The sequence below is a fragment of the Cobetia sp. MB87 genome (assembly GCF_011319755.1).
Taxonomy (GTDB): Bacteria; Pseudomonadota; Gammaproteobacteria; order Pseudomonadales; family Halomonadaceae; genus Cobetia.
On record NZ_VFBC01000008.1, the window covers coordinates 306,834 to 326,457 of the forward strand.

The window sequence follows — 19,624 nt, forward strand, 5'->3', positions numbered from 1 at the left end:
GCCTGATGATCAAGGACTACCTGCGTACCACCAAGCCGGGCATTATCTTCGGCAACCTGATCACCGTCAGCGGCGGCTTCTTTCTCGCTTCCGGTGGTGAGGTGGATTGGGCGCTGTTCATCGCCACCCTGGTCGGGGTGGCGTTGATCGTGGCCTCAGGCTGTGTGTTCAACAACTGCATCGATCGCGATATCGACCGCCACATGGCACGTACCCAGGGCCGCGCTCTGGTGCAGGGCGATATCTCGCTGAAGGGGGCTTTCGTCTTCGGCAGCGTGCTGGGCCTTGCAGGCTTCTGGCTTCTGGCCATGATGACCAACCTCATGGCGATGATCGCCGTGGGACTGGGCTTCGTGATCTACGTCGGGGCCTACAGCATGTGGCTCAAGCGTGGCTCGGTGTATGGCACTCTCATCGGCTCACTGTCCGGCGCTGCGCCGCCAGTGGTCGGTTACCTGGCCGTCACCGGTCAGGCGGACATGGGGGCGCTGCTGCTGTTGATCATCTTCAGCATGTGGCAGATGCCGCATTCCTATGCGATTGCCATGTTTCGTGTCGATGACTATCGGGCCGCCAATATTCCGGTACTCCCGGTAGCGCGAGGCATGGAGCATGCCAAGCGTGTAGTGACGGGGTACATTGCCGGCTTCATCCCGGTGTCGCTGTTGCTGACACTGTGGGGATATACCGGCATCTGGTATCTGGTAGTCGCGACCGTCACGGGTGGCTGGTGGCTGTATCTGGCCGCCTGGCGCCTCAAGGATCAGCCTGATGCCTCCTGGGCACGCAAGCTGTTCGGCTTCTCCATCATCATCGTCATGGCGCTCAGCCTGATGATGAGCCTGGACACGCAGCTGTAATCCAGCCGTAGTACCTCCCGGGTGCCCCGCCTTCGGCGTGTTGCCCGGGTGAAAGCCAAAAAACCCGCCACCGGCTTGCCGGTGGCGGGTTTTTTCTTGTCTGTCTTTCAGAGTCTCAGGTTTCGAGGACTCAAGGCATCAAGGACTCAAGCTCTCAGGCCAGCTGCAGATGCGGCTCCTGCTGTTCCTTGAGCGCTTCCTGCATGCGCTCGGCATACCAGTCGACGAAGTCGACGACGCCGAACTCGAAGGTCGCCGAGTAGGGGCCGGGCTGATAGGCGCTGGAGTTGACGCCGCGCTGGTTCTCTTCCACCAGCTGACGGTCCTGATCATTGGTGGCGTCCCATACCTTGCGCAGCTTCGCCAGGTCGTAGTCGACTCCTTCCACCGCGTCCTTGTGCACCAGCCACTTGGTAGTCACGCGGGTCTTGAGGGGGCCGATGGGGTCGACCTGGAAGACCACGGCATGATCGCCCATGAAGTGGTTCCAGGAGTTGGGCAGGTTGAGGATGCGCAGCGAGCCCATGTCGGGGCTTTGCAGACGACCCAACAGCTTCTTGCACGCCGGTGTGCCATCCGTGGTCATCGAGACGGTGCCTTCCAGCAGCGGCGTGCGCGTCATGCGATTGCGGCGACCGAAGCGCACCAGCTGATAGGGCACCTTCTCGGCATCCCAGTCGGCCTGCTTCTTCGCGACCAGCGCCTTGTAGGCTTCGGTGGCACGCGGGTCATCGGTGTCATCGAATTCCTGCAGGGTATTGAGCAGCTCCGGGTGGGAGCCATCGCAGTGATAGCACTCGCGGTTGTTCTCGATCACCAGCTTCCAGTTGCCTTCCTCGATGATGGAGGAGCTGGCCGCGACCTTGACGTTCTCCATGTCGTAGGGCTTGAGGTAGAACTCCAGCGTCTTGAAGAACGGCTCACAGTTCTCGGGCTGCTCGGCGAGGTTGATGAACAGCATGCCGCCGGCTGAGCGCACGTGGACGGGGTGAAGGCCGTATTCACTGGTATCGAAGGTGGTGCCCATGTCGGAACCGGCGAACAGCAGGCGACCATCCAGCTCATAGGTCCACTTGTGATAGCCGCACACCAGCTTGGCGACCTTGCCACGCTCGGTGCTGCACAGGCGGGAGCCGCGATGGCGACAGACGTTATGGAAGGCATGGATGGCCCCGTTGTCACCGCGCACGATGATGATCGGACTGTTGCCCACGTCCATGGTCATGAAGTTGCCCTTGAGCGGGATTTCGCTGCCAAGACCGGCAAACAGCCACTCGCGCTCGAAGATCTCCTTCATGTCGAGATCGAACAGGCGCTGATCATTGTAGAAGGGCTGGGGCAGGGTGTAGCCAGGGCTGCGGGCCTGTAGAAGCCGCGCGGCGGCCTCGCGTACAGCCTGACGCTGCTGATCCTGAGCGTGTTCCAGTAAGTCGCTCATCGCGGTGTCCTCGCACGGTCGGTAGGCGCCGGGAGCAGGGTCGCCTTGGGTTGAGTGAGTGTGCTGATCATTGTTGTTGTGAAGCCGGGACAGAGGGAACGAGTGAACAGACCATTGCCGAGCAGCACCGCGGCAGACATCAGCGCACCTATGAGTCAGTGCCGATGGATCGCGCGGTGCGTCGTCCCGTTCTGGTCGGTTCGGGTGTCGAGGGCGGCGCAGGCAGAGGGGCCGCTCGCTCAACAGGATAGTCAGCGTGGAAGTTCAGGCAGCCCGCATGATATCCGAGTGGCTTTGTCACGCATGGACCGCAGTGTGGCTGAGGTCAAGTCGCGACTTATGTCTGATGGCGACGCTCAATGATGTATTTCCGACGCCGCTCTTCTGCGCAGGGCCTTCGAGGCACAGGCAGGCGCAGCGCTGAGGCGGGGGCAGGGCGCTGCGGGGGCGTGATTGGAGGGATCGGGCATGTTTCTGTCGTGCACGGATAAATGCTTGCCGGACGCTGACTCGACAATCCAGAGCATGCCCCACCGTTGGTCGCGCACGCAGCGCAGGGTGGCCTGACACTGTCTCTTCAAGAACTGACACTGCCCCTTCAAGAACATGTCTCCAAGAACAACATGCCCAGCGAGGCCTTCATGAGCACCACACTCAGCAACTTCAATCCGGTTACGACGCAGACCTGGACCAACGGTCGACATAGCGTGCGCTGCGTGAAGGTCATTCAGGAAACCTGGGATGTGCGCACCTTCTGTTTCATGGCCGAACAGCCGGTGATGTTCTTCTTCAAGCCGGGACAGTTCGTGACCCTGGAGCTCGAGATCGATGCCCAGCAGATCATGCGCTCCTACACCATCTCCAGCTCACCGTCGGTGCCTTACAGCTTCTCGATCACCGTCAAGCGCGTGCCGGGCGGGCTGGTCTCCAACTGGCTGCACGACAACCTCAACGAAGGCGACGTGCTGGCCGTGCACGGCCCGGTCGGCAACTTCAACTGCATCGACTACCCTGCCGAGCGCATTCTGATGCTGTCCGGTGGCGTGGGCATCACGCCCTTGATGTCGATGGCGCGCTGGTATTTCGATACCAATGCCAATGTGGACATCTCCTTCGTGCACAGTGCGCGCAGCCCGCGTGACATCATCTTCTGGCGTCAGCTCGAGTTCATGGATTCCCGCGTGCCGGAGTTCAACATGCATGTCATCTGTGAGCGCTTCGAGACCGGCCAGACCTGGTCCGGCTATCGCGGCTATCTCACCGACGCGATGCTCGAGATGATCGCGCCGGACTTCATGGAGCGCGAGATCTTCTGCTGTGGCCCCACGCCCTACATGAATGCGGTCAAGCATCTGCTGCGCAGCCACGGCTTCGACATGAGCCGCTATCACGAGGAGTCCTTTGGTGCCACGCCGGTCGATGTCGAGGAGGAGGCCATCGAGCAGGCCGAACAGGCCGAGGTGCTGGCCGATGAACTGGACCGCTCCGATCTCACGCGGGTCGAGTTCTCCGCCACCGGCAAGTCGGTGCAGATCGCCCCGGGTGAGACCGTCCACGCTGCCGCCGCCAAGCTCGGCCTGCATATTCCCAAGGCCTGCGGTATGGGGATCTGCGGCACCTGTCGGGTGCAGAAGGTCTCGGGCGAGGTCGCGATGGAACACAACGGTGGCATCACCGATGAAGACGTCGCCGAAGGCTTCATCCTGTCCTGCTGCAGCGTGCCCAATGGCGATGTGGTGATCGATTACTGAGGATCTGAGGTTCAGGTGGAGAGCATCTTTTCACCACAAGATGAAATTGGTGACAGTCCCCGGCGAGGTGAATGAATCTCGCGCAAGTGATAGGCGGAAAGTCGTAGACGATGTCGCTTACAGGGAGGTCGGTGACGCTGTCAGTCATCTGCCGGGACATGGGTCGGTTAGCGTGGGGGTACAACAAGTAAAACTGGCTAATGGAGCAATGTCTCATGACTCGTGATGTCGATGCACCGCAACGCCCCTCCCTGCTCATGGCCAGCTTGCCCATCCTGGCAACGCTGGCCGTGTTGGCCCTGCAACTTTTTGTCTTCGGTGAATTCACTCCGCACGTACCGCTGATCTGTGGCGTCGCGATGACGGCGCTGGTCGGCTGGAAGCTTGGCCACGGCTGGTCGGCGATGGAAGAGGGCATGATGCGCATCGTGCGTGTCGGCCTGCCCTCCATCGCGATCCTGATTCTGGTCGGCATGACGGTCGGGGTGTGGATCGCCTCCGGCAGCGTGCCGATGATCATCTATTACGGGCTCAAGCTGGTCTCGCCGGAATACTTCCTGGCGGCGGCCATGCTGCTGTGCTCGGTGGTCTCGGTCACACTGGGCACCAGCTGGGGCACGGTGGGTACGGTAGGACTTGCGCTGATGGGTATCGGGGCCGGCTTCGACATACCGCCGTGGTGGACCGCCGGTGCGGTGGTGTCCGGCGCCTTCTTCGGTGACAAGGTCTCGCCGCTGTCGGATACCACCAATCTGGCACCGGCGGTGACGGGCGTGAGTCTGTTCGCGCATATCCGCAACATGATGCCGACCACCATTCCCTCCATGCTGATCGCGCTGGTGATCTATCTGATCGCCGGCAACCTGCTCGCCGCTGGCCAGTCGCTGGATCTCGAGCGCATTACTGCCATCACTGCCGGGCTGTCAGGTGCCTTCGAATTCAATCTGTGGGTGCTGGTGCCGCCGCTGCTGGTCATGGCGCTGGCGATCGCGCGCATGCCGGCACTGCCGGCGCTGTTCGTCGGGGTACTGGCGGGCGCCGTGGTGGCCTATGGTGTCCAGGGCGAGGCCATCAAGGCACTGTTCGGTTATATGCAGAGTGGTTACACCCTGAACACCGGCGTGAGCGAGATCGACAGCCTGCTCAATCGCGGTGGCCTGATGTCGATGGCCTGGGTCATCCTGCTGGTGATGATCGCGCTGGCCTTCGGGGGAATGCTGGAGGTGATCGGCTGTCTGGAGGTGCTGTGCGCCGCGGTGCTGGTCAAGGTGCGCGGTATCTTCGGTCTGCAGGTCGCGGCCAGTTCCACGGCGGCGCTGACCAATGTCATCGCGGGCGACCCCTACCTCTCGATCGCTCTGCCGGGGCGCATGTACGCGCCGGTATTCCGCGGAGAAGGCTACTCGACGCTCAACCTGTCACGCTCACTGGAAGAGGGCGGCACGCTGATCTCGCCGCTGGTGCCCTGGAATGCGAGTGGTGCGGTGGTGATCAGTTCGCTGGGGCTGATGGCCGGTGATGCGGGCATGGAGGGGCTGCTCTACATTCCGCTGGCCTTCGCCTGCTGGCTGTCACCGTTGCTGGGGCTGCTCTACACCCTGCTTGGACGCTTCATCATCCGGGCCGACGATGCCGAGCGCGCCGAATGGCAAGCCAGGGGACATGCCGTGACAACGCTGGCCCAGCTGCGTCAGCAGCAGGCCGAGGGCCTGGCGGGACTGCAAGCCGCCACGCCCGAGGTGCGCTGACAGTCTGTCGGGTATGAGTGCTCTACGACTTCATGCTCAGGTTCATGAGCAAGTCGACTCGCGCAGGAAGACGGCACAAACCATCTGGAGGTGCAGACGACTTCGGGGCTACCCTTCAGATGTTGCCACGTGCATGAGCGCAAGCAGTGCAGGGGACTTTGCGGGAAGTGGTTCTGCAGGAAGTCCCGCCAGGCCACGCCAGGGTTCGCCCCGGCGCCATAAGCACAAGGCCCCGTTGGGCTGCATGCCATCTTCAGCTGCGGGTCGAGAGCGGAGAGCGTTCACGTCAGGTCCACGACTGCCACTCCAGTCACGGGTTTGGTCAAAAGGGCAATGATGACACAGGGGAACGGTGCACCACCTCCAGGCCGGGAGCGGGTGCCAGCAGGACTACAAGGCTGATCGTCGCAACAGGAAGCGCCGTGCTGCTCAATATCGGGATGGTGCAATACCGTCTTCTTCACGGCACGGCAGTTTCCGCAGGAAGGTGTCACACGACCACGCAAGCCTCAGGCTCGCGTGGTTTTTTTGTGCCTGTCATTCAGTGCGGGAAGGCTCGGGCGGCCTCCGTCGGGTCAGCCCAGTGTCGCCCCCATCGCCGCCAGCAGCATGGGCAGATAGAGGAAGGCGGCGAGCGTCGAGCAGAACACCAGCGTGGCCACGTACTCCGGCTCACGCCCGGCCTTCTGGGCGAACATGTAGTTGTAGACCGCCACCGGCATGGCCATCTGCATGGTCAACACGTGCAGCGCCAGCGGGGGCAGGTCCAGCAGGGTGCCGATCCCCCAGGCACACAGGGCAGCAAAGGGAATGCGCAGGACGCTGAAGCCCACGCCCGCCGCCAGATTCTTGACGCGAATGCTGGCCAGCGACACGCCCAGGGTGATCAGCATCAGCGGCACCGTGAAGCCGGAGATCAGCTCCAGGCTGTTGGCGACGAAGCGTGGCATCTGCACATCGCAGAGCAGCATGAGGGTGGCGACGATGCTGGCCCAGATGGTCGGCGAGCGCACCACGCTGCGCAGCGGGTTGCCGCTGGTACTGGCAAGCCAGGCGCCGAGGGTGAACTGCAGCAGTGACATGGTGACCATGATGGTGATGGCGTAGGCGAAGCCGGCCTGACCGAAGGCGTAGAGCGAGACAGGCAGGCCCATGTTGCCGACGTTGGAGAACAGCAATGGCGCCACCGCCACCTTCCAGGGTTTGCCGATCAGGCGCGCGAAGGGCCAGCTCAGCGCCAGCAGCAGGGCCATCACGGAGAGCGTCGCCAGGCCCGTACGCAGGAAGCTCGAGTTGTCGATCTCGGCGCTGCCCAGCGCATTGAGGATCAGCGCCGGCGTGCCGATGTAGAGCACCAGCCGGGTGACGAAGGCCATCGGGTAGTCGTTGCCCAGCCTGACCCAGAAGAAGCCGATGGCGGCGCCACACAGTACCGGTGCCATCACCGCCAGCAATTCCATCAGCATATTCTCAACTCCCTTCCCCAGGCGCGCGCTTGCATGGATCAGTCGTCATCCGGCGCCTGATCGCACGATATCGGTGTCTAGCATACCTGCCCGATGGGGCGTCGGTGTAGCGCCATTGGCGGGCAGCCACTATTTGCAGCTCCCCTGTGCGGGCCGTCGAGATGTCGCTTTTGCCTGCCGATGTCGCATTCGCGCTGCGGGGTGACGCTGACAAGCAGTTTGCCGCAGGGGGGCAGGGCTAGTATCGGGTCAAGACAGCCACCCAAGGCCTTGGCGCCGGGCTGACTCGACAGGATTCGGGCGAACAGACGATCACAGATCCCCTTTCATCGACCCACTCCAACAACAACGATCCGCTTACCGGAGGCGCGCAATGTCTCAGCAACATGGCTACACCCGTGATGACCGACTGGCCAGACTCGACCCTGCACTGGCCGAGGCCATCCTCGAAGAGACAGCGCGTCAGGAAGCGCATATCGAGCTGATCGCCTCCGAGAACTATGCAAGCCCGCTGGTGATGGAAGCCCAGGGCAGCCAGCTGACCAACAAGTACGCCGAAGGCTATCCGGGCAAGCGCTACTACGGCGGCTGCGAGTTCGTCGACAAGGTCGAGACGCTGGCCATCGAGCGTGCCTGTGCGCTGTTCGGCTGTGACTACGCCAACGTGCAGCCGCACTCCGGCGCCCAGGCCAATGCGGCCGTGTTCATGGCGCTGGTCTCGCCGGGCGACACCATTCTCGGCATGAGCCTGGCGCATGGCGGCCACCTGACCCACGGCGCGGCGCCCAACTTCTCCGGCAAGCACTACAACGCCATCCAGTACGGCCTGACCGAAAGCGGCGAGCTGGACTACGAGGAGATGGAGCGTCTGGCACGTGAGCACAAGCCGAAGATGATCATTGCCGGCTTCTCCGCCTACTCGCGCGTGGTCAACTGGCGTCGCTTCCGCGACATGGCTGACGAGATCGGTGCCTGGCTGATGGTCGACATGGCCCACGTGGCCGGTCTGGTCGCGGCGGGTCACTACCCGAGCCCGCTGCCCTACGCTCATGTCGTCACCACCACCACGCACAAGACGCTGCGCGGCCCGCGCGGTGGCTTGATTCTCTCCGCCACCGGCGATGAAGCGCTGCACAAGAAGCTCAATGGCGCCGTCTTCCCCGGCCAGCAGGGCGGACCGCTGATGCACGTCATCGCTGCCAAGGCCGCGGCCTTCAAGGAAGCGATGAGCCAGGACTTCGTCAGCTACCAGGCACGCGTGATCGCCAATGCTCGCGTGATGGCCGAGGTCTTCATGGAACGCGGCTATGACGTCGTTTCCGGCGGTACCGATGACCATCTGTTCCTCGTCTCGCTGATCCGCCAGGGCGTGACCGGCAAGGACGCGGATGCCTCACTGGGCCGCGCCCATATCACCGTCAACAAGAACAGCGTGCCGAATGATCCGCAGAGCCCCTTCGTGACCTCCGGGCTGCGCATCGGCACTCCGGCCGCCACCACGCGCGGCTTCGGCGAGGCGGAATGCGAGGCACTGGCCGGCTGGATCTGTGACCTGCTCGACGCGCTGTCCAGCGGCGAGAGCGCCAAGGTGGAAGCCGAGGTGCGCGGCAAGGTCGAGGAAGTCTGTTCACGCTTCCCGGTCTACGCATCCAACAGCATGACCGACCCCGCTGCGCTTGCCTGAACAAGGCGCTGGCGAGAGACAACGATAACAACGACACATGCCGCAAGCGCAGAGGCATCACTCGGGTGACAACAACAGACATCACTCGGGCGAGAGCACCGGACAGCGCTTGCGGTGGCAAAGAAGTGAGGAGGGTGGCAAATGCAGCGTTACTCGGGATTCGGGCTGGTCAAGCATGCGCTCAGCCACCATGAGAACTGGCAGAAGGTCTGGCGCAGCCCAGAACCCAAGAAGGAATACGACGTCGTCATCGTGGGTGGCGGTGGGCATGGTCTGGCCACGGCCTACTACCTGGCCAAGGAGCACGGCATCACCAATGTCGCGGTGATCGAGAAGGGCTGGCTGGGCGGCGGCAACACCGCACGCAACACCACCCTGGTGCGCTCCAACTATCTGTGGGACGAGGCGGCGGCGCTCTACGAGCACTCCATGAAGCTGTGGGAAGGCCTGTCCCAGGACCTGAACTACAACGTGATGTTCTCGCAGCGTGGCGTGCTCAACCTGGGCCATACCCTGCAGGACATGCGTGACATCCAGCGTCGCGTGAATGCCAACCGTCTGCAGGGCATCGATGGCGAAGTGCTGGATGCCCAGCAGGTGCAGGAACTGGTGCCGGCGATGGACTGCTCCAGCCGCGCCCGCTATCCGATTCTCGGCGCCTCCTGGCAGCCGCGCGGTGGCGTGGCGCGTCACGACGCCGTGGCCTGGGGCTTCGCTCGCGGTGCCGACAGCCTCGGCGTCGACCTGATCCAGCAGACCGAGGTCACCGGCTTCCGCAAGCAGGATGGCGCCATCGTCGGGGTGGAAACCTCGCGCGGCTTCATCGGTGCCAAGCGTGTCGGCGTGGTCACCGCCGGCAACTCCGGCGTGATGGCCGAGAAGGCCGGCTTCCGCCTGCCGCTGGAATCCCACCCGTTGCAGGCGCTGGTTTCCGAGCCGCTCAAGCCGATTCTCGACACCGTGGTGATGTCCAACCACGTCCACGGCTATGTCAGCCAGTCCGACAAGGGCGACCTGGTCATCGGGGCCGGCATCGACGGCTACGTGGGCTACGGCCAGCGTGGCAGCTACCCGACCATCGAGCACACCCTGCAGGCCATCGTCGAGATGTTCCCGATCTTCTCGCGGGTACGCATGAACCGTCAGTGGGGCGGCATCGTCGACACCTGCCCGGACGCCTGCCCGATCATTTCCAAGACGCCCGTGAAGGGGCTCTATTTCAACTGCGGTTGGGGTACCGGTGGCTTCAAGGCCACGCCGGGGTCCGGCAACGTCTTTGCCTGGACACTGGCCAAAGGGCGCACCCATCCGCTGGCAGAACCCTTCTCCTATGACCGTTTCAACACGGGCAAGCTGATCGACGAACACGGCGCCGCCGGCGTCGCGCACTGAACCTGCCGTCAGGAGACGACCGACCATGATGCATATCTTCTGTCCCTACTGCGGCGAGCTGCGCGAGGAAGAGGAATTCCACGTCAAGGGCCAGGCGCATATCGAGCGCCCGAAGGACCCCGACGCCTGCTCCGATGCCGAGTGGGGGGATTATCTGTTCTTCCGCAACAACCCGCGTGGCGTTCACCACGAGCTGTGGATTCACGCCGTGGGCTGTCGCAAGTATTTCAACATCACCCGCCACACCGTGACCTACGAGATTCTCGAGACCTATCGCATGGGCGAGCAGCCCACCATCACCGGTGAGACGAAAGCCGAGCCGACCACGCAAGCCAAGGGGGTGAGCGCATGAGCCAGCAAGACCACCAGACCGCCGCTGCCCCGCGCCGTCTCGCCTCGGGTGGACGCATCGACCGCGCCACGCCGTTGACCTTCACCTTCAATGGCAAGCGCTATCAGGGCCTGGCTGGCGATACCCTCGCCTCGGCGCTGATGGCCAACGGCCTCGACGTGCTCAATGCCAGCTTCAAGTATGCGCGCCCGCGCGGCCTGGTCGCCGCCGGTGCCGAAGAGCCCAACGCCATCCTGCAGCTGGGCAGCACCGAAGCGGGCCAGGTGCCCAACGTGCGTGCCACCCAGCAGGCGCTGTATGACGGCCTGGAAGCCCACGCCGTCAGCGGCTGGGTCAAGGCCCAGAAGGACCTGATGAGCCGCTTTTTGCCGCAGGTCGGCAAGCTGGGCGGCAAGTTCATGCCGCCGGGCTTCTACTACAAGACCTTCATGGCGCCGGCCTCGCTGTGGATGACGTATGAAAAGTACATCCGCAAGGCCGCCGGTCTCGGACGTTCTCCGCTCGAGGACGATCCAGACATCTACGATCACCTGCATCAGCACACCGATGTGCTGGTGATCGGCTCCGGTCCGGCGGGCCTGATGGCGGCGCTGGTCGCGGCCCGCAGCGGCGCGCGCGTCATACTGTGTGACGAGCAGGAAGAGCTGGGTGGCTCGCTGCTCTCCATGTCGGCGGACTGCCTCGATCAGACCCTGGACGGCAAGCCGGCCATCGAATGGCGTGACGCCGTGCTGGCGGAGCTTGCGGCCTGTGAGGATGTGCAGCTGCTGCCGCGCACCACCGCCAACGGCTATCACGATCACAACTTCGTGACCCTGCATGAGCGCCGCACCGAGCATCAGGCCGATCTCGCGCCGCGCAATGCTCGTGGCGCGCGTCAGGCACGCTCACGCCTGCACCGCGTGCGCGCCCACCGCGTCATCATGGCCACCGGCGCCCACGAGCGGCCGCTGGTCTACAGCCACAACGATGTGCCGGGCAACCTGCTGGCCGGTGCCGTCACCACCTATCTGACCCGTTACGGCGTCGCCGCCGGTGACAAGCTGGTGCTGTCGGTCAACAACGACCACGCCTATCGCGCGGCGCTGGCATGGAAGGCGGCCGGTCGTGAAGTGGTCGCGATCGCCGATGCGCGTCCGGCACCTTCCGGCGTGATGGTCGAGGCGGCGCGTGCTGCCGGTATCCGCATCATCGCCGGCGCCGCCGTGATCGAGGCCAAGGGTGAGCGCCGCGTGACAGGCGCACGCATCGCGGCCATCGATATCGACGGCTTCTCTGTCACCGGTGAAGTGGAAGAGGTTGCCTGCGACACCATTGCCAGTTCCGGCGGCTACAGCCCGGTGGTTCACCTGGCGGCACACACCGGCGCACGTCCGGTGTGGAGTGATGAGATCCACGGCTTCCTGCCCGCGCTGGGCGCACCGATGCTCAAGGGCTTCGATGCCTGCGGCGCCGCCAATGGCAGCTTCGCGCTGGAAGATGTGCTGGTCGCGGCCTACGCCAGCGGTGTCGCCGCGGTGGAAGCCTGCGAGTTCGAGACCGCCCAGGCCGAGGTGCCGGCGGTCTCAGAGCTGACAGAATCCCCGATGCTGCCGCTCTATCAGGTACCGCATGACAAGCCCACCGCACGTGCGCCCAAGCAGTTCGTCGATCTGCAGAACGACGTCACTGCCGCCGGGATCGAGCTCGCCACCCGCGAAGGCTTCGAGTCCATCGAGCACGTCAAGCGCTACACCGCGATGGGCTTCGGTACCGATCAGGGCAAGCTGGGCAACATCAACGGCATGGCGGTCGCCGCGCGCTGTCTGGGGCAGAGTATCCCCGACACCGGCACCACCGTGTTCCGCCCCAACTACACGCCGGTGACCTTCGGCGCCATCGTCGGCCGTCACTGCGGCGAGCTGTTCGACCCGATCCGCTACACCGCGATGCACGAATGGCACGTGGCGCAGGGGGCGAAGTTCGAGGATGTCGGCCAGTGGAAGCGCCCCTGGTACTACCCGCAGGGCAGTGAGGACATGCATGCCGCGGTGGAGCGCGAGTGTCTGGCGGTGCGCGAGAAGGTCGGCGTGCTGGATGCCTCGACCCTGGGCAAGATCGATATCACCGGCCGCGATGCACGCGAGTTCCTCAACCGCATCTACACCAATGCCTGGGCCAAGCTGGGCGTCGGCAAGGCGCGCTACGGCCTGATGTGTCACGACGACGGCATGGTGATGGACGACGGTGTCACCACCTGTCTGGCCGAAGACCACTTCCTGATGACCACCACCACCGGTGGTGCGGCCTCGATCCTGGAATGGCTGGAACTGTGGCACCAGACCGAATGGCCGGAACTGGACGTGCAGATGACCAGCGTCACCGATCACTGGGCGACCCTGACCGTCACCGGCCCCGAGGCGCGTGCACTGGTCAGCGAGCTGACCGACATCGATCTCGACCGTGACAGCTTCAAGTTCATGGAAGTGCGTGAAGGGCTGATCGCCGACATTCCCGGGCGCATCTTCCGCATCTCCTTCACCGGCGAGCTGTCCTACGAGCTCAACGTACCGGCCAACTACGGGCTGCATGTCTGGAAGCGCCTGTTCGAATGCGGCAAGAAGTACGGCCTCACGCCTTACGGCACCGAGACCATGCACGTGCTGCGCGCCGAGAAGGGCTTCATCATCGTCGGTCAGGACACCGATGGCTCGATCACCCCGGAAGACCTCGGCATGCAATGGTGTGTCGGCTACAACAAGCCGTATTCCTGGATCGGCAAGCGTGCGCTGTCGCGTCCGGATACCCGCCGCGACGACCGCAAGCAGATGGTCGGCCTGATTCCGACGCGCAAGAAGGCCGGCGATGAGCGCATCGTGCTGCCGGAAGGCTCGCAGATCGTCTTCGATCCGGAGCACGCCATCCCGATGCCGATGGTCGGCCACGTGACCTCCAGCTACTACAGCCCGACGCTGGGACATGGCTTCGCGCTGGCGGTGGTCAAGGGCGGTGCCAAGCGCATCGGCGAGACGGTGTTCCTGCCGCAGGCCGATGGCACGACGCTGGAAGCCGAAATCACCTCACCGGTGTTCTACGACAAGAAAGGGGAGCGCCAGCATGTCTGATGCCACCACACTCGACCCGCAAGCGGGTGCCGCCGTCGAGGCGCAGCCGCAGGACATGACAAGCTCTCAGTCGTCGGTGATCGACCAGCGCCCGACGCCTGAAGTTCACGCCCAGAGCGCCCGCTCGCCGCTGGCGCATCTGTTCACGGCCCGCGATGACGGCGATGCCGGCGTCGTGCTGCAGGAGAAGGCGTTTCTCGGTCATCTGACGCTGCGCGGTGACCCCGCGCAGCCGGGCTTCGCCGAGGGTGTCGAAGCGGCGCTGGGTCTGGCGCTGCCGTTGACCTCGGCGACCCTCCACCAGAATGAGAGCGGCCGCTCGATCCAGTGGCTGTCACCGGATGAGTGGCTGATCCTGGTGCCCGGCGAGGAAGCCTTTGCTGTCGAGAAGGCGCTGCATGAGGCGTTGGCCGGCCGCTATCAGGTGGTCAACGTCAGCGGTGGCCAGACCGTCATCTCGCTGAGTGGCGACCAGGCGCGTCAGGTGCTGATGAAGTCGACGCCCACCGATGTACACCCGCGTGCCTTCCCGGTCGGACGGGGTGTGCCGGCGGTGTTCGCCAAGGCGACACTGGTGCTGCGCCGCGTCAGCGAGAGCGAATTCGAGCTGGTGGTGCGCAGAAGCTTCGCCGATTACCTCGGCCGCTGGCTGCTGGATGCCAGCGAGGAATTCGGGGTCTGCATCAAGGCCTGATATCTGCGTATGGAGAGAGCTCTGTCGCAGGCGCACGCCACGACCTGAATCAACTGCCAGGGGCCTTGCCCGGGCCAGGAGGCGGGCTTCAGAAATACTGAAGCCCGCCTCAATAATATTGGTTTGTCGCGCAGGGCCTCGGATGCAACCCTGATGTTGCTGCTTCCAACAATGAATAATCCTTACATGACAGGCACCTATGTATGCGTGATACCTGGATTCTGACCGCCCAATGTCCCAGCCGTATCGGCACGGTGGACGTCGTGACACGCTACCTGCGCGAGCAGGGCTGCTATATCACCGAGCTCAATTCCTTCGATGACCGTCTGTCGGGACGCTTCTTCATCCGGGCCGAATTCCGTCCCCAGACCGAGGCCGGCGAGCTCAGTGACAACTTTGACGCCGCCGGTTTCGAGCAGGGGCTGGGCACGCGCGCCGCCGATTTCGAGATGGACGTCAGCCTGAGTGCGCCGGAGGAGCGCATGAAGGTGGTCATCATGGTCTCGCGCTCGGACCACTGCCTGAACGACCTGCTCTATCGGCATCGCATCGGTCAGCTGCCGATGGACATCACCGCCGTCATCTCCAACCACCCGGACATGGCGCCGCTGGCCGAGTGGCATGGCCTGCCCTATCACCACCTGCCGATCACTGCTGACACCAAGGCTGAGCAGGAGGCAAAGGTGTGGCAGATCGTACAGGACACCGGCGCCGAGCTGGTGATTCTGGCGCGCTACATGCAGGTGCTGTCGAGCGACATGTGCGATAAGCTCTCGGGGCGGGCGATCAACATCCACCACTCGCTGCTGCCGGGCTTCAAAGGGGCGCGCCCCTATCACCAGGCCTACGAGAAGGGCGTCAAGCTGGTCGGTGCCACCGCGCACTACATCAATGATGATCTCGATGAAGGGCCGATCATCACCCAGGGCGTCGAGACGGTGGATCACGCCCACTATCCGGAAGACCTGATCGCCAAGGGCCGTGATATCGAGTGCCTGACCCTGTCGCGAGGCGTGCGTTATCACCTCGAGCGGCGCGTCTTCCTGCATGACAGGCGTACGGTGGTGTTCGGCAACTGAGTGCAGATTGCCAAAAGAGAAACGCTGAAACACGAAGCCCGCGATCAGAGATCGCGGGCTTCGTGTCTTCTGGTCTCGTGTCTTCTGGCGGTGAGGCCTCTCATCGAGAGCGAATCAACCCGACTTGCGCAGACTCCACAGGAAGTAGCTACCGCCGATCAGCGAGGCCATCAGGCCGGCGGGGATCTCGTAGGGCGACAGCAGCTGGCGGCCCAGCCAATCCGCCAGCACCATCAACAGCGCCCCGCACAGCACCGCGCCGAGCATGTGATCTCGCGCGCGGCTCAGCCCCAGCAGGCGCGCCAGATGCGGGGCCAGCAGGCCGACGAAGGACAGCGGGCCGACGATCAGGGTCGCCAGCGCGGTCAGCACCGCCACCGCGCCCAGCAGCACCAGGCGGGCGCGGGTCACGCCGATGCCCAGCGCACTGGCGCTCGCCATGCCCAGCGGCAGGATGTCCAGCCAGCGTGCCAGCGGACGCACCAGCAGGACCGCGATGATCGCCAGCGCGAGCACACCGACCGCCGCGGAGAGGCCCACGTAGTAGGTGGAGCCGGACAGCCAGGCCAGAATCTGCTGACCGCGCGGGTCACCATCGGCGAGGATGATGCCGCGCACCGCATCGTAGAGCGCCGTGATCGCCACCCCGCACAGCAGCACGCGTTCGGGAATGAAACCGCTGCGGTGATTGAGCGCCACCAGCAGCGCCAGACAGGCCAGCGCCCCGCATATGCCTGCGCCCAGCAGGGTCAGCTGCCCCGGTGACGGCACCAGCAGCAGCGTCAGCATCAGGGCGATGGCGGTACCGCCGCTGATGCCGAGAATCTCGGGACTGGCCATCGGGTTGCTGGTCAAACGCTGCAGCAGCGTCCCGGCGAGGGCCAGCAGCACGCCGGCGCCTGCCGCCGCCAGTACCCTTGGCAGGCGGAAGTCCAGCACGCGGGTCTGGCCGGCCAGCAACTGTTGGAGCATATCACTGCCAAGCGTCCAGCCATCGGCACCATTGCCGACCAGCAGGGCCAGCATCAGGGCCACGCAGACCCCAACCAGCAGCCAGCCGAGCAGGCGGTCGGGGCGGGGATGACGATGCGTCAGTGACATGCCGTGATGACTGGCGGGGCCAGCCCCCTGCGCCATCTTGAGGCGCGGAATCAGCCACAGCAGCAGCGGCGCACCGAGGGCCGCCGTCATCGCGCCGGTGGGAATCAGGTTGGGCAGCAGGCCATCGAGACTGGCGACCACCTGGTCTGTCACCGCCAGCAGCAGCGCCCCGAACAATGGCGCCCACAGCAGGCGCTGGCCCAGGCGGCGCGCGCCCATCAGACGCACGCAGGCAGGCGCGGCCAGGCCGATGAAACCGATGATGCCCAGCACGCTGACCACGCAGGCGCTGAGAAATACCGCCAGTCCCAGGCTCATCAGACGCAGCTTGCGCAGCGAGACGCCCAGGCTTCGGGCATTGGCCTCGTCGAGGTCCAGCACCGCCAGTGGGCGCATCAGCACCAGCGCCAGCAACATGCCCGGCAGCAGACGGGTGAGCAGCGTGATCACGCCATCCCAGCTGTTCTGGGCCAGCGAGCCTGCGCCCCACACTAGGGTGCCGTGCAGGACCTCCTGATTGAACAGCAACAGCACCATGCCCAGCGCGCCGATGTAGAGGTTGACCACCAGTCCGGCCAGCACCACCACGGTCGGCGACATGCCACGCGCCCAGGCCAGCGCGAACACCAGCCCCATGGCCGCCAGGCCACCGGCCAGCGCGACCCATTCACGGCCCAGCTGGAAGCCGTCTCCCCCTAGGCCAGTACCGGCCATCAATGCAGGAGCGAACAGCGTCGCCAACATCATCGCCAGACTCGCGCCACTGGCGACGCCGAGGGTGGTAGGCGCAGCCAGTGGATTGCGCAGCACCTGCTGCATCAGCACGCCGGCCATGCCCAGCGCAGCCCCGGCCAGCAGCGCGCAGACCAGCCGTGGCCACCAGCTGACATGGGCCACCAGCTGGGCGGAAAGCAGTGCGCTGTCTGCCTGGCCGAGACTGGCCGCATCACTGAAATCGGGCGATGCCCACAGTGCCGTCAGGCCTTGCATCAGGCTCAGACCGTCACGGTTGAGGGCGAGGCTGCCCAGCACCAGCAGGGCCAGTGTGAGCAGGCTGCAGGCTCTGCCGGGAGTGAGCCGAAGGGGGGCGGAAGAGGAACGCTCTCTCATGACCTGGTTAGTGGTGGCCATCGGTGATCTCTCCCTCAAGTGTCGCCTCGCCGTCGAGCGCCGTGTCCGTGTGGTCGTTGATCAGATGCTCGTCAAGCAGATGCTCGTCAAGCAGATGATCGGCGAGCAGGTCGGCGAAACGATTGGCCGAGGGCAGGGCGCCGAAGCTCCATACCGGCGGCAGGAACAGTGGCGCCGAGGCAGCGCTGTTCTCGCGCACGCCGGGCATCGCCTGCCACAGACCATTGCGCGCCAGGGCTTCACGCCCGCCGGGTGGCAACGGTTCCACTACCACCATGCGGCCCTTCAGCGTCACCAGCTTCTCGAGACTGACGGTGGCGAAGCCCCAGGCATTGGTGTCGCCTTGCCAGGCATTGTCGATGCCCATGCGCTCGATCACGGCCTGGAACAGACTGTTGTCGCCGAAGATGCGCACATGGCGGTCATCCATGAATTGCACCATCAACAGCGGCAGCGGCGTCTCACCATCGCGTGCCGCCTGCTGGCGCAGCGCGGCGTTGTAACCGGCCAGGCGAGTGGTGCTCAGGCGAATCAGCTGTTCGGCCTGTGGCTCGCGCTGCGTCAGCTTGCCCAGCTGGCGGGTCGCGGCGACCAGTGTCTGCCAGGTATCGGCGTCCGGGGTATAGATGGCGATGCTGGTGACCGGCGCGATGGCCGACAGGCGCGGCGCGAGGCTTGCCAGCATCGGACTGATCAGGATGTCATTCGGGGCGAGGGTGGCCAGCTGCTCCAGGTTCGGCTGAGTGCGCAGGCCAAGATCCCGCGTGCCCTGCGGCAGCGCCGGTTGATCTACCCAGCTTGCGTAGGTTTCCACCTGCCCCACGCCCATGGCGCGGACTCCGATGCCGGTCAGGGTCTCGGCCAGCGTCCAGTCCAGCGCCACGACGGGGCGATCGACGAAGCCCACTGGTGCCTCGTGGGCGTCACCCGTCATGGCAGCGCTGGCGGGACCCACCGCCAGCAGACTCAGTCCGATCAGTGCCAACAACCACTTCATAGCGGCACCGCGATCTGCTGCCGGCTCTGCGGCGGGGTGATCACCTGCATCTCGACGCCATAGATGTCCTTGAGCGTGACGGGGTTCATCATTTCATCGGGTGCGCCTTCGGCCAGTACCTTGCCGCTGTGCAGCGCAACCAGACGATCGCAATAGCGCGCCGCCAGATTGATGTCGTGCAGCACGATGATGATGCCCAGTCCCAGGGTATGACTCAGATGCGAGACCAGCTCCATCACCTCGATCTGATGGGCGATGTCCAGCGCGGCCAGCGGCTCGTCCAGCAGCAGATAGCGACTGCCCTGGGCCAGCAGCATGGCCAGCCACACGCGCTGACGTTCGCCACCGGAGAGGGTATCGACCTGCTGGTTGGCGAAGGCTTCGGTGTGGGTCAGCGCGATGGCGCGCTCGATGGCTTCTTCATCCTTGGGGCCGGGACGCCCGAGCAGGCCGTGCCACGGATAACGACCGAAGGCGACCAGCTCTCGGCCGGTCAGCGCTTCGGCCGGCGGCAGGTGCTGCGGTAGATAGGCCACTGCCCGCGCGAATTCCCGACTGCCGAACTGCGAGAGCGGGCGATCATCCAGCGCCAGCTTGCCACTGGTCGGCGTATTCTGACGCGCCAGCAGCTTGAGCAATGTCGACTTGCCGGAGCCATTGTGGCCAATCAGGCCATGCACCTGGCCGGGGGCGAAATCGAGAGACTGCGTCTTGAGCAGGCAGCGCTCGCCAAGGTCAAAGCGCAGGTGGTCGAGAGTGAACATGAAAGCATCGTCATCCGTGGTCAGGGCGTCAGGCTAAGGGCGATTCATTCTGGGCGACATGAC

At 64.5% G+C, this 19,624-nt stretch carries 14 protein-coding genes; 9 read left to right on the top strand and 5 right to left on the bottom strand.

The window, feature by feature from the left end; all coding sequences use genetic code 11:
* Positions 1-5 precede the first annotated feature (5 nt).
* Positions 6-860, top strand: coding sequence for a heme o synthase (cyoE, locus tag CDPAHKCJ_RS10825; protein WP_166019784.1), 855 nt, complete (start codon positions 6-8; stop codon positions 858-860).
* Between the two features lie 154 nt (positions 861-1,014).
* Here the strand turns inward: cyoE and CDPAHKCJ_RS10830 are convergent, their stop codons facing one another.
* Positions 1,015-2,298, bottom strand: coding sequence for an aromatic ring-hydroxylating dioxygenase subunit alpha (locus CDPAHKCJ_RS10830; protein ID WP_166019785.1), 1,284 nt, complete (start codon positions 2,296-2,298; stop codon positions 1,015-1,017).
* Between the two features lie 641 nt (positions 2,299-2,939).
* Between CDPAHKCJ_RS10830 and CDPAHKCJ_RS10835 the strand changes: the two genes are divergently transcribed.
* Both CDPAHKCJ_RS10835 and nhaC read left to right on the top strand, forming a co-directional pair.
* Positions 2,940-4,049, top strand: a complete 1,110-nt coding sequence (locus tag CDPAHKCJ_RS10835; protein ID WP_166019786.1) for a hybrid-cluster NAD(P)-dependent oxidoreductase — start codon at positions 2,940-2,942, stop codon at positions 4,047-4,049.
* 215 nt (positions 4,050-4,264) lie between these two features.
* Positions 4,265-5,797 (top strand): Na+/H+ antiporter NhaC, encoded by a 1,533-nt coding sequence (nhaC, locus tag CDPAHKCJ_RS10840; protein WP_240916759.1) that lies wholly within the window; start codon positions 4,265-4,267, stop codon positions 5,795-5,797.
* 575 nt (positions 5,798-6,372) lie between these two features.
* On the opposite strand, the gene CDPAHKCJ_RS10845 is transcribed toward nhaC, so the two are convergent.
* On the bottom strand, positions 6,373-7,263 hold the full coding sequence (locus CDPAHKCJ_RS10845; protein ID WP_166019787.1) for an AEC family transporter: 891 nt from the start codon (positions 7,261-7,263) through the stop codon (positions 6,373-6,375).
* Between the two features lie 373 nt (positions 7,264-7,636).
* On the opposite strand from CDPAHKCJ_RS10845, the gene glyA reads away from it, so the two are divergent.
* The 6 genes from glyA (at position 7,637) to purU (ending at position 15,568) form a co-directional block, all read left to right on the top strand.
* Positions 7,637-8,947: a serine hydroxymethyltransferase gene (gene glyA / locus CDPAHKCJ_RS10850; protein WP_166019788.1), complete on the top strand. Its 1,311-nt coding sequence runs from the start codon at positions 7,637-7,639 to the stop codon at positions 8,945-8,947.
* Positions 8,948-9,088: 141 nt separating this feature from the next.
* On the top strand, positions 9,089-10,339 hold the full coding sequence (locus tag CDPAHKCJ_RS10855) for a sarcosine oxidase subunit beta family protein (protein ID WP_043333139.1): 1,251 nt from the start codon (positions 9,089-9,091) through the stop codon (positions 10,337-10,339).
* A gap of 25 nt (positions 10,340-10,364) precedes the next feature.
* Positions 10,365-10,691, top strand: a complete 327-nt coding sequence (locus CDPAHKCJ_RS10860; protein ID WP_166019789.1) for a sarcosine oxidase subunit delta — start codon at positions 10,365-10,367, stop codon at positions 10,689-10,691.
* Positions 10,688-13,795, top strand: a complete 3,108-nt coding sequence (locus tag CDPAHKCJ_RS10865) for a sarcosine oxidase subunit alpha family protein (protein WP_166019790.1) — start codon at positions 10,688-10,690, stop codon at positions 13,793-13,795. Before CDPAHKCJ_RS10860 ends, CDPAHKCJ_RS10865 begins: the two co-directional genes overlap by 4 nt.
* Positions 13,788-14,489, top strand: a complete 702-nt coding sequence (gene soxG, locus CDPAHKCJ_RS10870; protein ID WP_240916760.1) for a sarcosine oxidase subunit gamma family protein — start codon at positions 13,788-13,790, stop codon at positions 14,487-14,489. The genes CDPAHKCJ_RS10865 and soxG overlap by 8 nt, the downstream gene beginning before the upstream one ends.
* Before the next feature lie 203 nt (positions 14,490-14,692).
* Positions 14,693-15,568 (top strand): formyltetrahydrofolate deformylase, encoded by an 876-nt coding sequence (gene purU, locus CDPAHKCJ_RS10875; RefSeq protein WP_166019791.1) that lies wholly within the window; start codon positions 14,693-14,695, stop codon positions 15,566-15,568.
* Between the two features lie 114 nt (positions 15,569-15,682).
* Here purU and fhuB read toward each other — a convergent pair whose 3' ends face one another.
* From fhuB to CDPAHKCJ_RS10890, 3 genes are read right to left on the bottom strand one after another with little or no spacing between them, the layout of a single operon-like run.
* The gene (fhuB, locus tag CDPAHKCJ_RS10880; RefSeq protein ID WP_240916761.1) at positions 15,683-17,800 is read right to left on the bottom strand and encodes a Fe(3+)-hydroxamate ABC transporter permease FhuB; all 2,118 of its coding nucleotides are present in this window, start codon (positions 17,798-17,800) and stop codon (positions 15,683-15,685) included.
* Entirely contained in the window at positions 17,787-18,797 is a 1,011-nt protein-coding gene (locus CDPAHKCJ_RS10885; protein WP_166019792.1) for an ABC transporter substrate-binding protein, read from the bottom strand. Before CDPAHKCJ_RS10885 ends, fhuB begins: the two co-directional genes overlap by 14 nt.
* A complete protein-coding gene (locus tag CDPAHKCJ_RS10890) occupies positions 18,794-19,561 on the bottom strand; it encodes an ATP-binding cassette domain-containing protein (RefSeq protein WP_166019793.1) in 768 nt (255 codons plus the stop codon). Before CDPAHKCJ_RS10890 ends, CDPAHKCJ_RS10885 begins: the two co-directional genes overlap by 4 nt.
* Between the last annotated feature and the right edge of the window lie 63 nt (positions 19,562-19,624).

Excerpts from the sequence above, each read along its gene's own strand:
- cyoE (WP_166019784.1), top strand. The coding sequence starts at position 6 with ATGATCAAGGACTACCTGCGTACCACCAAGCCGGGCATTATCTTCGGC.
- CDPAHKCJ_RS10830 (WP_166019785.1), bottom strand. The coding sequence starts at position 2,298 with ATGAGCGACTTACTGGAACACGCTCAGGATCAGCAGCGTCAGGCTGTA.
- CDPAHKCJ_RS10835 (WP_166019786.1), top strand. The coding sequence starts at position 2,940 with ATGAGCACCACACTCAGCAACTTCAATCCGGTTACGACGCAGACCTGG.
- nhaC (WP_240916759.1), top strand. The coding sequence starts at position 4,265 with ATGACTCGTGATGTCGATGCACCGCAACGCCCCTCCCTGCTCATGGCC.
- CDPAHKCJ_RS10845 (WP_166019787.1), bottom strand. The coding sequence starts at position 7,263 with ATGCTGATGGAATTGCTGGCGGTGATGGCACCGGTACTGTGTGGCGCC.
- glyA (WP_166019788.1), top strand. The coding sequence starts at position 7,637 with ATGTCTCAGCAACATGGCTACACCCGTGATGACCGACTGGCCAGACTC.
- CDPAHKCJ_RS10855 (WP_043333139.1), top strand. The coding sequence starts at position 9,089 with ATGCAGCGTTACTCGGGATTCGGGCTGGTCAAGCATGCGCTCAGCCAC.
- CDPAHKCJ_RS10860 (WP_166019789.1), top strand. The coding sequence starts at position 10,365 with ATGATGCATATCTTCTGTCCCTACTGCGGCGAGCTGCGCGAGGAAGAG.
- CDPAHKCJ_RS10865 (WP_166019790.1), top strand. The coding sequence starts at position 10,688 with ATGAGCCAGCAAGACCACCAGACCGCCGCTGCCCCGCGCCGTCTCGCC.
- soxG (WP_240916760.1), top strand. The coding sequence starts at position 13,788 with ATGTCTGATGCCACCACACTCGACCCGCAAGCGGGTGCCGCCGTCGAG.
- purU (WP_166019791.1), top strand. The coding sequence starts at position 14,693 with ATGCGTGATACCTGGATTCTGACCGCCCAATGTCCCAGCCGTATCGGC.
- fhuB (WP_240916761.1), bottom strand. The coding sequence starts at position 17,800 with ATGGCCACCACTAACCAGGTCATGAGAGAGCGTTCCTCTTCCGCCCCC.
- CDPAHKCJ_RS10885 (WP_166019792.1), bottom strand. The coding sequence starts at position 18,797 with ATGAAGTGGTTGTTGGCACTGATCGGACTGAGTCTGCTGGCGGTGGGT.
- CDPAHKCJ_RS10890 (WP_166019793.1), bottom strand. The coding sequence starts at position 19,561 with ATGTTCACTCTCGACCACCTGCGCTTTGACCTTGGCGAGCGCTGCCTG.